Raw genomic sequence first — 12,904 nt, 5'->3', positions numbered from 1 at the left:
TGCGTTTTTCCAGCGTGACCCGCCACGGCGGCGATGTCCAGAGTTATTCGAAACGGGCCGGGTCCCCGGCACCCTTTCGGACGATTTCCGGCTCGCCACCGGAGAAGTCGATCACCGTCGTGGGCTCGGTGCCGCAGCCGCCGGAGTCGACGACCGCGTCGACCGCGTGGTCGAGTTCGTCCTTGATCTCCCAGCCCTGCGTCAGCGGCTCCTCGTGGTTGGGCAGCAGCAGGGTGCTGGACACCAGCGGCTCACCCAGCTCGTCGAGCAGTGCCCGCGCGACGACGTGGTCGGGGATCCGCACACCCACGGTCTTCTTCTTCGCGTGCAGCAACCGCCGGGGTACCTCTTTGGTGGCGGGCAGGATGAAGGTGTAGCTGCCCGGGGTGGCCGCCTTGATCGCGCGGAAGACGGTGTTGTCGACGTGCACGAACTGCCCGAGCTGGGCGAAGTCGCGGCACACCAGGGTGAAGTGGTGGCGGTCGTCGAGGTGCCGGATGGCGCGGATGCGGTCCAGCCCGTCGCGGTTGCCGAGCTGGCAGCCGAGCGCGAAGCACGAGTCGGTCGGGTAGACGATCAGTCCGTCGCGCCGCAGCAGGTCGACGATCTGAGCGATCGACCGGCGCTGGGGGTTGTCCGGGTGCACGTCGAAGTACTTCGCCATGGGGAGAGCTTAGGATCACGGGTCCGGGCCGGCCGCCAGAGGCGAACGGCCCGGGTGGCCCCGAGGCTGCCGGCCGGTTTCCGGGAAATTCGAACACCCTTCGTGTTGTCAACAGAGCGTAATGAAGTGTGATGCGCATCACTATCCATCGGGCTAATGACCTGCGCTTTCCGGCCTATATCCCAGGCATGTTGGTTACTCCTCGTCACTCGCTGGGCCGGGACCGGGTCGTGGTCCTGATCCCCGCGCATGACGAAGCCGCGAGCATCGGCGCCACGCTGGACTCGGTCCGGGCGCAGACGGTCGCCCCGGACGCGATTTTCGTCGTCGCGGACAACTGCGCCGACGACACCGCAGCGGTGGCGGCGGCGCACGGCGCCCGCGTGCTGGAGACCGTCGCCAACACGGACAAGAAGGCCGGTGCGCTGAACCAGGCACTGGCGGTCGTGCTGCCCCAGCTCGACCGCGACGACCGCGTCCTGGTGATGGACGCCGATTCGATCCTCGCCCCGGAGTGGATCGAAACCGCGCTCGCGGCGATGGAGCGGTCCGCGGCCGTCGGCGCCGTGGGCGGGATCTTCTACGGCGAGGGCCGCCGGGGGCTGATCGAACAGCTGCAGCGCAACGAGTACGTCCGCTACGCCCGGGACATCCTGCGGCGCGGTAAGGGGGTGTGGGTGCTGACCGGCACCTCGACGCTGTTCCGGGTGTCGGTGCTGCACGAGATCGCTGCGGCGCGGGGCGGCGCGCTGCCGGGCCGGACGGGGGAGTACTACGACCGGCGGGCGCTGACCGAGGACATGGAGATCACGCTGGCGTGCCTGCGGCTGGGCTACCGGTGCGTGTCCCCGGCCCGGTGCGCGACGACGACCGAGCTGATGCCGACGTGGCGGGACCTGTGGCGGCAGCGGGTGCGGTGGCAGCGCGGCGCGATCGACAACCTGCGGTCGCACGGCGTCAACCGGGTCACGCTGCCGTACCTGGGGCAGCAGTTGTGGGCGGTGCTGGGCTTCCTGGTCATCGTGGGATACCCGTTGCTGATGGGCCTGTCGCTCGCGGCGGGGATGCCGGTGGTGCTGCACCCGTTCTGGCTCGCGGTCGGTGCGGTGTGCGTGCTCGACCGGGTGGTGACCGTGCGCAAGGCGGGATGGCGCGGCATCGTGCTGACGCTGCTGTTCCTGCCCGAGATCTACTACGACTTCTTCCGGCTCGGGGTGTACCTGGCCGGGTGGCGGGACGCGGTGCTGCGGCGGGCCGCCGGCTGGCACCACCTGACGGCCGGGGGGAGGTGAAAGCGATGTACGGAAAGGGTTTCACCGCCGCGGGGTCCGGGTCGGCCGCGCTGGCCTACACCGGGTTCGGCACCGCCTGGACGGTGCTGGCGGGGCTGATGCTGCTGCTGGCCGGCGTGGCACTGGTCAAGCTGGTGCCGCGCAAGGGCCAGCGCTGACCGGCGCCCGTCGTCACCGCAACAGGGAACTCAGCCGCTCGGCCGCCTCGACCACGGTGCGGCCCAGCGCCTCCTCGTCCGGGGCGGAGAACAGCGACAGGCCGATGCTGACCTCCCGTCCCGGCACCATCGCCGAAATGCCGATCACCGACGGGGCGATCTCGCCGTAGGACACCGCGAAGCCCCGCTTGCGCGCGAGCGTCACCTCCTCCCGCTCGCCCGCTGCCGGCGGCCCCGCGGCCAGCATCGCCAGCCCGGCCGAGCCGCGGTCGATCGGGTCGACCTGACCGGGGCGGAAGCTCACGTGCATCCGCGCCTGGCGCGGCTCGACGATCATGAGCATCCGCACCTCGCCGGCGTTCTCCCGCACCACCAGGTGCGCCGTGGCCTGCGTGAGGTCCGTGAGCTCCTCCAGCACCGGCCGCGCCAGCGTCCGCAGGTCCTGTTCCACCGGCTCGGCCAGCCGCACCAGGCCGGTGCCCAGCGAGATCCGCTTGAACCGGTCTCGCCGGCACAACCGGTGCGCCTCCAGCGTCCGCACGAGCCGGTGCGCCACCGTCCGGTGCACCCCGACGCCCTCCGCGATCTCGGTCAGCGTCATCCCCTGCGGGTGCGCGACGAGCAGTTCCAGGATCTGCAACCCGTTGTGCAGCGTTTTCGACATTCCCGAGTCGACTTCGGACACGGCGGCACCCCCTTGACGGCCGGCGGGCACCGGCCTACTGTTTCCGTAGTTCGCACGCTGCGTGCGATAATAGCACGTTTAGTCGGGCGTGCAACCCCCCGAGGAGGTCACCGTGGACGTGGCGACGCTCGCGCTCGTGCACCAGCTCTACGGCGCGCAAAGTCACTTCATCGACAACGGCGACGCCGCGGCCTGGGCGGACACCTTCACCCCGGACGGCGAGTTCCGCTCACCGAGCTATCCGGCGCCGGTCACCGGCACCGCGGACCTGCGGAAGTTCGCCGAGGACTTCGCGCGGCAGGACGGCATCACCCGTCACGTGATCACCAACGTGCACGTCGTGCCCGCCGACGGTGCCGACGGTATGGACGGTGTCGGCGCCGTCGGCGCTGTCGGCGCTGTCGGCGCGGTCACTGTGCACGCCTACCTGCAGATCGTGCGCACCCTGCCGGGCGGCCCGCCCGAACTCCTCCGCCTCACCACCCTCACCGATGAGCTGGTCCGGTACGCGGGCACCTGGCGCATCCGCCGCCGCACCGTGCGCCGCGATGACCAGCCGCACAACCCGCAGCAGAAGGAGCACCGATGAGCGACACCCGTGCCCAGCACGAGCCGATGACGGCCCTCTACCCGGAACTGGCGGGCAAGGTCGCGGTCGTGACCGGCGCGGCCCGCGGAATGGGGGCGCGGTTCACGGCGGCCCTGGCGGCGCGCGGCGTGCACGTCGTCGGTGCCGACATCGACGAAGCGGGCATGCTCGCCACGGCACGCGAACTGGCCGCCGAACTCGCCGGGGCCGACAAGGCCGGTGAAATCGCCGGCACCCGCATCGACGTCACCCGGCCCGCGGACCACGAAACCGTGGCACAGCTGGCGCTGGAGCGGTTCGGCCGCCTCGACTTCTGGGTCAACAACGCCGGCATCTTCCCGTACGCGACCGTTGGTGAGATCACCCCGGAGCAGATCAGCGCGACCCTCGCGGTCAACGTCGAGGGGGTCCTCTACGGCGCCCAGACCGCCGCGCGGCACATGGAGCCGGGCAGCGCGATCGTGAACATGTCGTCGGTGTCGGCCGTCCGCATCCGCCGCGGCCGTGGCGCCTACTGCACCTCGAAGGCCGCCGTCGCGCACCTCACCGAATCGCTCGCGGTCGAGCTCGGCGACCGGGGCATCCGCGTCAACGCCATCGCGCCCGGCTACATCGACACCGAGATGACCCGGTGGGTCAAGGAGGATCCGGCCGCGTTGCAGCACGCGCTCGACGTCGTGCCGCTGCACCGGCTCGGCTCACCGGAGGAGGTCGTCGGACCGCTGCTGTTCCTGCTCTCCGACAGCGCCCGCTACATCACCGGGCACAGCATCGCCGTCGACGGCGGGTCGCGGCATGTCTGAGTACCCGGACACGGTGCTCGTCACCGGCGCGGCCGGCGGCATGGGCGCTCACCACGCCCGCGCGCTCGCGCGGCACGGCACGCACGTGTGCCTGGCGGACATCGCCGACCCCGGTGCGGTGGTGGCGGAGATCGAAGCCGGCGGCGGGTCGGCGTCGGCGCACGAACTGGACGTCACCGACCCGGCCGCCTGGGCCCGGGTCGTCGCGGAGATCCGCGCCACCCGCGGCCGTCTCACCGGCCTGGTCAACAACGCCGGGATCTCCCGGCGCCTGGAGTTCCTGGACACCACCGACGAGGTCTGGGAACAGGTCCTGCGCGTCAACCTGTCCGGCCCGTTCCACGGCATGAAGGCCGTGGCGGAGCTGATGCGGGACTCGGGTGGCGGGTCGATCGTGAACATCTCCTCGATCGCCGGGCAGATCGGCTACTTCTCGCCCGCCTACAGCTCCAGCAAGTGGGGCCTGACCGGGCTGTCCAAATCGGCCGCCGGCAACTTCGCGCGGTGGGGGATCCGGGTCAACTCGGTGCACCCCGGGCTCGTGGACACCGGGCTGCTCGACGGGGCGGACGCGTTCGTCGCCTCGGCCGTCGCGAGCATCCCGGCCGGGCGCACGGCGCGGCCGGCGGAGATCACCGAGGCGGTGCTGTTCCTGCTGTCCGGGCGCTCCAGCTACCTGACCGGCAGTGAGATCACAGTGGACGGTGGCCTGGTGTCGAACGGGCTCTACCACCGCATCATCGCCGACGTGGGAGGGGAACTGTCGTGACCGACGACTGGGACGTCGTGGTCGTCGGCGGCGGTGGCGCCGGCCTCGCCGCCGCCGTGTCCGCCGCCGAGCAGGGCGCTTCGGTGCTGCTGTTCGAGTCCGAACGGGAGCTCGGCGGCTCGACCCAGCTGTCCGCGGGCCTGTTCACCGCTGCCGGCACGAGCGTGCAGGCCGCGCTGGGGGTCGAGGACTCCGCGGAACGGTTCTTCCAGCACTACATGGACCTCAACGCCTGGCAGCTGAACCCGGGGCTGATCGCCGCGTTCTGCGCGCAGTCCGGGCCGACGCTGGACTGGCTGATCGGCCTGGGCGTGGAGATCCCGGCGAAGGTGTCCGGCGACGCGCACACGCCGGGCCTGTGCCAGGCCGGGGTCGAGGACGTGTGGCGCGGTCACGTGCCCAGGGACCAGGGCTACGGGGTGGTCCAGGTGCTCGCCAGGGCGGCACGCACGCGGCAGGTCGAGATCGTCCTCGGCACCCGGGTCGAGCGGCTGGTCGAGGAGCACGGCCGGGTCGCCGGGGTGGTCGCGGACGGTATCGAGGTGCGGGCGCGGGCGGTGGTGGTGGCCAGCGGGGGGTTCGCCCGCGACCCGGGTCTGCTGGCGCGCTACTACCCGGCGGCGCTGCGGGCGGGCGAGGACCTGTTCGTCGTCGCCGCGGACGGCAGCCGCGGCGACCACCTGCGCTTCGGCGCGCAGGTCGGCGCGGCGGTCGCCGGGGACGGCTGGGGGCTGCTGCTGCCCACCGCCTACTTCCAGCGCCTGCACCACTGGCAGTCCGGGTTCCCGCCGAAATCGCGCATCCACGTGGACGCCCGCGGGCGCCGGTTCATGGACGAGGACGCCTCCTACGCGGTGTCCGGCGGCATCATCGAACGGCACGGCGGCACCGCGTGGATGATCTTCGACGAACGCGCCCGCCGGACCCTCCCGCCCGGATACGCGCACTGGACGGCCGAGCACGTCCTCGCCGAGGCCGAGGCCGGGCGCACGCTGCGCGCGGCGAGCCTGGAGGAGCTGGCCGGCAAGGCCGGGATCCCCGCCGGTGCGCTGGTCGCGACGGTTCGCCGGTGGAACGAGCAGCTGCCCGCCGGTCACGACCCGGAGTTCCTGCGGCACCGCACGCTGGCCAACAAGGCTGTGACGGGCAACCCGGACCCGATCGCCGAGCCCCCGTTCTACGCGGCGCGCCTGCTGCCCGCCGAGCTGGTGTGCACGCACGCCGGGCTGGAGATCGACGCCCGCGCGGCCGTCCGCGACGAACGCGGCGAGGTCATCGGCGGCCTCTTCGCCGCGGGCGAGGCCGGTGCCGGTGTGCTCGGCCGGCGCTACGTCGGCGGCGGCAACGCTGTCGCCAACGCCCTCACCATGGGCCGCCTCGCCGGCCGCAACGCCGCGGTCACGACCTCGTGAAGTGGCTCGCGCCGCGGCCCGGGAGCGGAACCCGAGGCGGTCCCTCGCTCCAGAACTGGTGTACTCAACGAGGAGAGACATGAGCGAAACCACCGCTGCCGGCGATGTCGGCAGCCGCACGATCCGCAAGGTCAGCCGCAGAGTCCTGCCGCTGGTCGCGCTGCTGTACGTGTTCAACTACATGGACCGGTCGAACATCAGCTACGCCCAGCTCGGCATGCAGCACGAACTGGCGATCACCACGGCGGTGTTCGGCACCGCGTCGGCAATCTTCTTCCTCGCCTACGTGGTGTTCGAGGTCCCCAGCAACATGATCATGAAGAAGGTGGGCGCGCGGATCTGGCTCGCCCGGATCGCGATCAGCTGGGGCATCGTCACCGCGGTCACCGGGTTCGTGCAGAACATCCCGCAGCTCTACCTCGCCCGGATCGTGCTCGGCATCGCCGAGGCCGGCCTGTACCCGGGCCTGCTGCTGTACCTGACGCTGTGGTTCCGCCCGAAGGAGCGCGGCCGGGCCATCGCGACGCTGGCGATCGCCCAGCCGATCGCGATGATCCTCGGCAGTCTCACCGGCGGACTGATCCTGGACCACGTCCACTGGTTCGGCATGTCGTCCTGGCGCTGGGTGTTCCTCCTGCAGGGCCTGCCCGCGGTACTGGTCGGCGTGATCGTGCTGGCCTGGCTGCCGAACAAGCCCAGCCAGGCGAGCTTCCTCACCGCCGAGGAGAAGGACTGGCTGGAGAACGAGATCAACTCCGACTACGCGCCCGAGCAGAAGGAGACCTTCCTCGGCCAGCTGCGGGTCGTCAAGGACCGCAAGGTGCTCTACCTGGCCTTCGCGAACCTGTTCGCCGCGTGCGGGCTGTACGGGTTCACCTTCTTCCTGCCGCAGATCGTGAAGCAGATGGACCGGTCCTACTCGGCGACCAACATCGGCTTCCTCGGCGTGATCCCGTGGATCGTCGGCGCGATCGGCATGCTGCTGGTGGCCCGCAACTCCGACCGCACCGGCGAGCGGCGCGGGCACGTGGTGGCGATGATGCTGCTGGCCGCGATCGGCCTGTTCGGCACGATCCAGTTCCGGCACACCCCGGTGGCCGCGCTGATCTGCCTGTCGCTGGTCGCCATCGGCGTGCTCGGCTACCTCGCGCCGTACTGGGCACTGGCCGCGCGCGTGCTGTCGAAGGAGCACACCGCGGTGGGGCTGGCCGCGATCAACTCGATCGCCGCGCTCGGCGGGTTCTTCGGGCCGTACGTGATCGGCAAGAACGCCACCGCCGACGACGTCTCGGTGGGCCTGTACTTCCCGATCGCCTGCCTGGTCCTGTGCGCGGTGATGCTGTCCGTGCTCAAGGTGGCGAAGGAACGGCGTGGCGTGGCGGCCACGCACGAGGTAGTTTAGGTATTAACTAGTTCGGCGAAGCGTTAAGGTGCGGTCATGGCTGATGGCGAGCTCGACTTCTGGTCCTTCGTCGAGCTCGCCAACCGCCGGCTCGCCGACGAGTTCGGCTTCCGGCACCAGCTCGCCACCGAGGTGCTGCTGACGTTGAACCGCGCCTCCAACATCGTCACCTACGACCTGGAGGCGAGCGTCCACCGGCCGCGTGGCCACTCCTGGTCGGCGTTCCGGCTGCTGTTCGTCACGTGGCTGGCCGGCCCGCTGGAGGCCAAGAAGGCCGCCGAGCTGACCGGGATGAGCCGCGCTGCGGTGTCAAACCTGGCGAAAACCCTGGTCGCCGACGGTCTGCTGGAGCGCACGCCCGGCGAGCACGACGGTCGTTCGGTGCTGCTGTCACTGTCCGGGCGCGGCCGGTCGGAGATGACCGAGGTGTTCCGCGAGCACAACGAGCGCGAGCACGAGTGGACCAGTGTGCTCACCGAGGCCGAGCAGCGGATCCTGGTGATGCTGCTGGACAAGCTGATCACCAATCGCGACCAGTTCGACGTGCGCGGCCGCAACTGACCCTTGCGCCCCGGCAAGGTAGTACATACATTTACTACATCGGACCGGCAAGGAGGCGAAGTCATGGCGTACTACCGGCAGGTCGGTGCGGTTCCCCCCAAGCGGCACACCCAGCACCGCACGCCCGAGGGCGGCCTGTACTACGAGGAGCTGATGGGGGAGGAGGGCTTCTCCAGCGACTCCTCGCTGCTCTACCACCGCAACATCCCGTCGGCGCTCGTCGATTCGTCGGTCTGGCAGCTGCCGGACCTGACGACCGAGGCCAACCACCCGCTCAAGCCGCGGCACCTCAAGCTGCACGAGCTGTTCCCCGGCGAGGAGTGGAAATCCCGCGACGTCGTCACCGGGCGGCGGCTCGTCCTGGGCAACGGTGACGTGCGCATCTCCTACGTCGCGGCGGGCGAGGCGTCGCCGCTGTACCGCAACTCGATCGGTGACGAGTGCGTCTACATCGAATCCGGCCAAGGCGTGGTCGAGACGGTGTTCGGCGTGCTGTCGTTCCGCCAGGGCGACTACGTGATCCTGCCCCGCGCGACGACCCACCGGTGGGTGCCCGACGGCATGGTCCGCGCCTACGCCATCGAGGCGAACTCGCACATCACGCCGCCGAAGCGGTACCTGTCCAAGTACGGCCAGCTGCTGGAGCACGCGCCCTACTGCGAGCGCGACCTGCACGGCCCGGCCGAGCCGCTGCTGGCCGACGGCACCGACGTCGAGGTGCTGGTCAAGCACCGCGGTAGCAGCGGGATTGTCGGTACCCGGTTCGTCTACCCGCAGCACCCGTTCGACGTGGTGGGCTGGGACGGCTGCCTGTACCCGTACACCTTCAACGTCGCCGACTTCGAACCGATCACCGGCCGCGTGCACCAGCCACCGCCGGTGCACCAGGTGTTCGAGGGCGCCAATTTCGTCATCTGCAACTTCGTGCCGCGCAAGGTGGACTACCACCCGCTGTCCATCCCCGTGCCGTACTACCATTCCAATGTGGACTCCGACGAGGTGATGTTCTACTGCGGCGGCGACTACGAGGCGCGCAAGGGCTCGGGCATCGGGCAGGGCTCGATCTCGCTGCACCCGGGCGGCCACTCGCACGGTCCGCAGCCCGGCGCCTACGAGCGCAGCATCGGCGTGGAGTTCTTCGACGAGCTCGCCGTCATGGTCGACACGTTCCGCCCGCTGGAGCTGGGTGAGGGCGGCCGCGCGGCTGAGGACCCGGGCTACGCCTGGACCTGGGCCGGCCGGGGGCCGCAGTGAACCCGGGGAGTCCGGCAGGCCTGTTCGACGGGTTCCTCGACGACGCGGCGGTGTTCCCGCCGGGGCTGAAGCCGTTGGCGCAGGCGGTGCCGGACCACGCGGTGCACCTGGCGTCGGGCTACGGCGGGCTGGTCGGCCCGCTGGTGCTGGCGGCGCCCGCGCTCGCCGACCTCGGCGCGGTCGTGGAGCAGCCACTGGACCTGGCGGTGACCGCGCCGGGCGGCCCGGCCCAGCTGCCGGACGCTCGTGCCCGGGCCGCCGACCTGCCGGTGCGGCTGGCCGGGTTCGAGGTCGCGATGCCCGCCGGCCTCGGCGTGACCGAGTTCTTCACCGGGCTGGAGGCCGCCGGGGACGTCCCGGTGTTCGTGGAGGTGCCGCGGGACGACCGCCGCGCCGAGGTGATCGCGACCTGCGCGAAGACCGGGCACCACGCGAAGTTCCGCACCGGCGGGGTCACGGCCGAGCTGTACCCGGACGAGGCCGAGCTGGCTGCCGCGGTCGTCGCCGTGGTGCGGGCCGGGGTCCCGTTCAAGGCGACCGCGGGGCTGCACCACGCGCTGCGCAACACCGACCCGGAGACCGGGTTGGAGCAGCACGGGTTCCTGAACCTGCTGCTCGCCGCGGGAGCCGCCGCCCGCGGCGCGGGGCAGGACGAGCTGATCGCGTTGCTGGCGGAGCGGGACGGTGCGCGGGTCGCCGCACTGGTGTCCGAAGTGGACGCCGAGGCGCGGGCGTGGTTCCGCTCGTTCGGCACGTGCAGCATCATCGAACCGGTGACCGAGCTGGCGGACCTCGGACTGGTCCCGGCCGCGGCGCTGAACGGAGGAGTGACGGCGTGACCACGATCGACATCCCGGAGGGCTCGCTGTACGGGCTCGGCAACCTGCCCTACGGCGTGTTCGCCACGCCCGGTACCGCCCCGCGCGTCGGGGTGCGGGTCGGCGACTCGGTGGTCGACCTGGCGGTGGCGCTCGGCGACGACGTGTTCGCGCGGCCGTCGCTGAACGCGTTCATGGCGCAGGGCTACGACCGCTGGGTCGAGGTGCGCTCCCGCATCGGTGACCTGGTGCGCGGCGACGTGCCGGACGCGGCGGTCTTCGCAGTGGGCGAGGTGGAGCTGCACCTGCCGTTCGAGGTGGCCGACTACGTCGACTTCTACGCCTCCGAGCACCACGCGTCCAACCTCGGGCGGCTGTTCCGGCCCGGTGCCGAGCCGCTGATGCCGAACTGGAAGCACCTGCCGGTCGGCTACCACGGGCGTGCCGGCACGGTCGTCGTGTCCGGCACCGACATCGTGCGGCCGTGCGGGCAGCGCAAGGCCCCGGACGAGGACGCGCCCACGTTCGGCGAGTCGCGGCGGCTGGACATCGAGGCGGAGCTGGGTTTCGTCGTCGGCACCGGGACGCCGCTGGGCTCGCCGCTGTCCACAGCGGACTTCCCGCGGCACGTGTTCGGCGCGGTGCTGGTGAACGACTGGTCCGCCCGCGACATCCAGGCGTGGGAGTACGTGCCGCTGGGCCCGCACCTGGGCAAGAGCTTCGCCACGTCGATCTCACCGTGGGTGGTGCCGCTGCTCGCGCTGGAGGCCGCCCGCGTGCCGACGCCGCCGCAGGAGCCGCAGGTCCTGCCCTACCTGCGGGAGAGCGAGCCGTGGGGCCTGGACGTCGAGTTCGCGGTTTCGTGGAACGGGCAGGAGGTCAGCCGCCCGCCCTACCGGGAGATGTACTGGTCCCCGGCGCAGATGCTGGCGCACATGACCGTCAACGGGGCGTCCGCGCGCACCGGTGACCTGTACGCGTCCGGCACGATCTCCGGCGCGGCGAAGGACCAGCGCGGCGCGTTCATCGAGCTGACCTGGGGTGGCCAGGAGCCGGTCACGGTCAACGGCGAGCCGCGCACGTTCCTCCTCGACGGCGACGAGGTGACCATCACGGCCACCGCGCCCGGCGCGGCGGGCCGCATCGGTTTCGGCGAGGTGCGGGGGAGGATCCTGCCGGCCACCGAAGCCAAGCGCTGAGGGCGGCCGTGCACCGGCCGCCCTCAGCGGCCGGTGCACGGGGCGGTTTCCGGTCCGCGGGTCAGGAGCAGGGCTGCGGGACCGGCGCCGGTGCCGGTCGTGCAACCCGGCCGCGCACCAGCTCGGGCAGCACGGTGAGCAGGCCGAGCGCCGCCAGCCCGGCACCCAGCCACAGCGGCGCGCGCAGGCCGGACATCGAGATGGCCAGCCCGCCGAGCGCGGACCCGAGGATCACGCCGAGCGTGATGAACGACGAGTGCACGGTGTTGACCAGCGGGCGGGCGTTCCCGGCGCGCTGCACCCGGGTCACCATCGCCGGGTTCAGCGTGACCCCGGCCAGCCCGATGCCGAGCATCGCCACCACCGCCGGCCCGGGCAGGTCCGCGAGCAGCGCGAACGTGACGAGGAAGACGAGGTTCAGGGCCAGCCCGGCGGCCAGCACGGGCATCGTGTGCCGGTCGGCCAGGCGTCCCACCACGAAGTTGCCTGCCACGGTGGCCGCGCCGTAGGCGACGAGCAGCAGCGGCACGGTGCCGCCGTCGAACCCGGTCACCTGGGTGAGGATCGGGGTGAAGTAGCTGAACGCGGAGAACGTGGCGCCGATGATGAGCGTGCTGCTCGACAGCGCCAGCCACAGCCGCGGCGCGCGGAACGCGCCGAGTTCGGCGCGGAACGAGCCACCCTCGGCGGACGGGGCCACCGCGGGCACACCGGCCACGGTGGTCAGCGCGGCGACGACGGTCAGTGCGCCGATCGCCCAGAACGCGGCCCGCCAGCCGAAGTGCTCGCCGACGACCGTGGCGAGCGGCAGGCCGAGCAGTGTGCCGAGCATCAGGCCGTTCATCACCGCCGCGATCGCGCGGCCACGGACCTCGGGCCGGGTCAGCTGCGCGCTCAGGGACACCCCGATCCCGAAGAACGCCTGCGACGCGACACCGGTGACGATGCGGGCGGCCATCATCGTGGCGTAGCCGGTCGCCGTCGCGGCGAGCACGTTGCCGGCCAGGAAGATCACGAACAGCAGCAGCAGCGCGGACTTCGGGTTCAGCCGCAGCAGCGCGACGGTGAGGACCGGGCCACCGGCGGCCATCGCGACGGCGAACGCGGTGATGAGGTAGCCGATCTGCGGAACCGTCACCCCCAGCCCGTCCGCGAGCTGGGGCATCAGGCCGGCGACGACGAATTCGCTGGTGACCATCGCGAACACGCCGAGGCTCAGCACGTAGATTGCGCGCGGCATGCGCACCCCTTTCATAAACAACTGATCGTTCCGGAATTTGGGTATGCCACGGGGGCGG

General features: G+C 71.4%; 14 protein-coding genes. 11 read left to right on the top strand and 3 right to left on the bottom strand.

All coding sequences use genetic code 11. The annotated features are described in order from the left end of the window. Window positions 1-43: 43 nt before the first annotated feature. Complete coding sequence (locus tag FHX46_RS20130; RefSeq protein ID WP_167117341.1) at window positions 44-664, bottom strand: L-threonylcarbamoyladenylate synthase; 621 nt, start codon at window positions 662-664, stop codon at window positions 44-46. 188 nt (window positions 665-852) lie between these two features. On the opposite strand from FHX46_RS20130, the gene FHX46_RS20125 reads away from it, so the two are divergent. Together FHX46_RS20125 and FHX46_RS20120 are read left to right on the top strand one after the other, a co-directional pair. Next, window positions 853-1,956, top strand: coding sequence for a glycosyltransferase family 2 protein (locus FHX46_RS20125; RefSeq protein WP_167117338.1), 1,104 nt, complete (start codon window positions 853-855; stop codon window positions 1,954-1,956). Window positions 1,957-1,961: 5 nt separating this feature from the next. Beyond that, window positions 1,962-2,114 carry a hypothetical protein gene (locus FHX46_RS20120; protein WP_167117335.1) on the top strand — a complete coding sequence of 51 codons (153 nt, stop codon included), beginning with the start codon at window positions 1,962-1,964 and terminating at the stop codon, window positions 2,112-2,114. Between the two features lie 13 nt (window positions 2,115-2,127). Here FHX46_RS20120 and FHX46_RS20115 read toward each other — a convergent pair whose 3' ends face one another. After that, window positions 2,128-2,799, bottom strand: coding sequence for an IclR family transcriptional regulator (locus FHX46_RS20115; RefSeq protein WP_167117331.1), 672 nt, complete (start codon window positions 2,797-2,799; stop codon window positions 2,128-2,130). Window positions 2,800-2,911: 112 nt separating this feature from the next. Here FHX46_RS20115 and FHX46_RS20110 point away from each other — a divergent pair, with 112 nt between their 5' ends. The 9 genes from FHX46_RS20110 (at window position 2,912) to fahA (ending at window position 11,606) form a co-directional block, all read left to right on the top strand. Next, complete coding sequence (locus FHX46_RS20110; RefSeq protein WP_167117328.1) at window positions 2,912-3,388, top strand: nuclear transport factor 2 family protein; 477 nt, start codon at window positions 2,912-2,914, stop codon at window positions 3,386-3,388. Then, window positions 3,385-4,191 carry an SDR family NAD(P)-dependent oxidoreductase gene (locus FHX46_RS20105; RefSeq protein ID WP_208400217.1) on the top strand — a complete coding sequence of 269 codons (807 nt, stop codon included), beginning with the start codon at window positions 3,385-3,387 and terminating at the stop codon, window positions 4,189-4,191. Before FHX46_RS20110 ends, FHX46_RS20105 begins: the two co-directional genes overlap by 4 nt. Continuing rightward, entirely contained in the window at window positions 4,184-4,960 is a 777-nt protein-coding gene (locus tag FHX46_RS20100) for an SDR family NAD(P)-dependent oxidoreductase (RefSeq protein ID WP_167117325.1), read from the top strand. The genes FHX46_RS20105 and FHX46_RS20100 overlap by 8 nt, the downstream gene beginning before the upstream one ends. After that, the gene (locus FHX46_RS20095) at window positions 4,957-6,372 is read left to right on the top strand and encodes an FAD-dependent oxidoreductase (protein ID WP_167117322.1); all 1,416 of its coding nucleotides are present in this window, start codon (window positions 4,957-4,959) and stop codon (window positions 6,370-6,372) included. The genes FHX46_RS20100 and FHX46_RS20095 overlap by 4 nt, the downstream gene beginning before the upstream one ends. Before the next feature lie 79 nt (window positions 6,373-6,451). Then, window positions 6,452-7,774, top strand: coding sequence for an MFS transporter (locus tag FHX46_RS20090; protein ID WP_167117319.1), 1,323 nt, complete (start codon window positions 6,452-6,454; stop codon window positions 7,772-7,774). A 36-nt stretch (window positions 7,775-7,810) separates the two neighbouring features. Further along, the gene (locus FHX46_RS20085; RefSeq protein ID WP_167097770.1) at window positions 7,811-8,335 is read left to right on the top strand and encodes a MarR family winged helix-turn-helix transcriptional regulator; all 525 of its coding nucleotides are present in this window, start codon (window positions 7,811-7,813) and stop codon (window positions 8,333-8,335) included. A gap of 63 nt (window positions 8,336-8,398) precedes the next feature. Beyond that, window positions 8,399-9,589 (top strand): homogentisate 1,2-dioxygenase, encoded by a 1,191-nt coding sequence (locus tag FHX46_RS20080; RefSeq protein WP_167117317.1) that lies wholly within the window; start codon window positions 8,399-8,401, stop codon window positions 9,587-9,589. Next, complete coding sequence (locus FHX46_RS20075) at window positions 9,559-10,428, top strand: hypothetical protein (RefSeq protein ID WP_167121583.1); 870 nt, start codon at window positions 9,559-9,561, stop codon at window positions 10,426-10,428. The genes FHX46_RS20080 and FHX46_RS20075 overlap by 31 nt, the downstream gene beginning before the upstream one ends. Beyond that, window positions 10,425-11,606: a fumarylacetoacetase gene (gene fahA / locus FHX46_RS20070; RefSeq protein ID WP_167117314.1), complete on the top strand. Its 1,182-nt coding sequence runs from the start codon at window positions 10,425-10,427 to the stop codon at window positions 11,604-11,606. Before FHX46_RS20075 ends, fahA begins: the two co-directional genes overlap by 4 nt. A 61-nt stretch (window positions 11,607-11,667) precedes the next feature. Here fahA and FHX46_RS20065 read toward each other — a convergent pair whose 3' ends face one another. Next, window positions 11,668-12,846: an MFS transporter gene (locus FHX46_RS20065; protein ID WP_167117311.1), complete on the bottom strand. Its 1,179-nt coding sequence runs from the start codon at window positions 12,844-12,846 to the stop codon at window positions 11,668-11,670. Window positions 12,847-12,904: the final 58 nt, after the last annotated feature.

Origin of the sequence: Amycolatopsis viridis, from assembly GCF_011758765.1 — a bacterium.
GTDB classification, from domain to species: Bacteria; Actinomycetota; Actinomycetes; order Mycobacteriales; family Pseudonocardiaceae; genus Amycolatopsis_E; species Amycolatopsis_E viridis.
The sequence above is the reverse complement of the archived record's forward strand: the minus strand, read 5'-3'. Positions and strand labels throughout refer to the sequence as shown.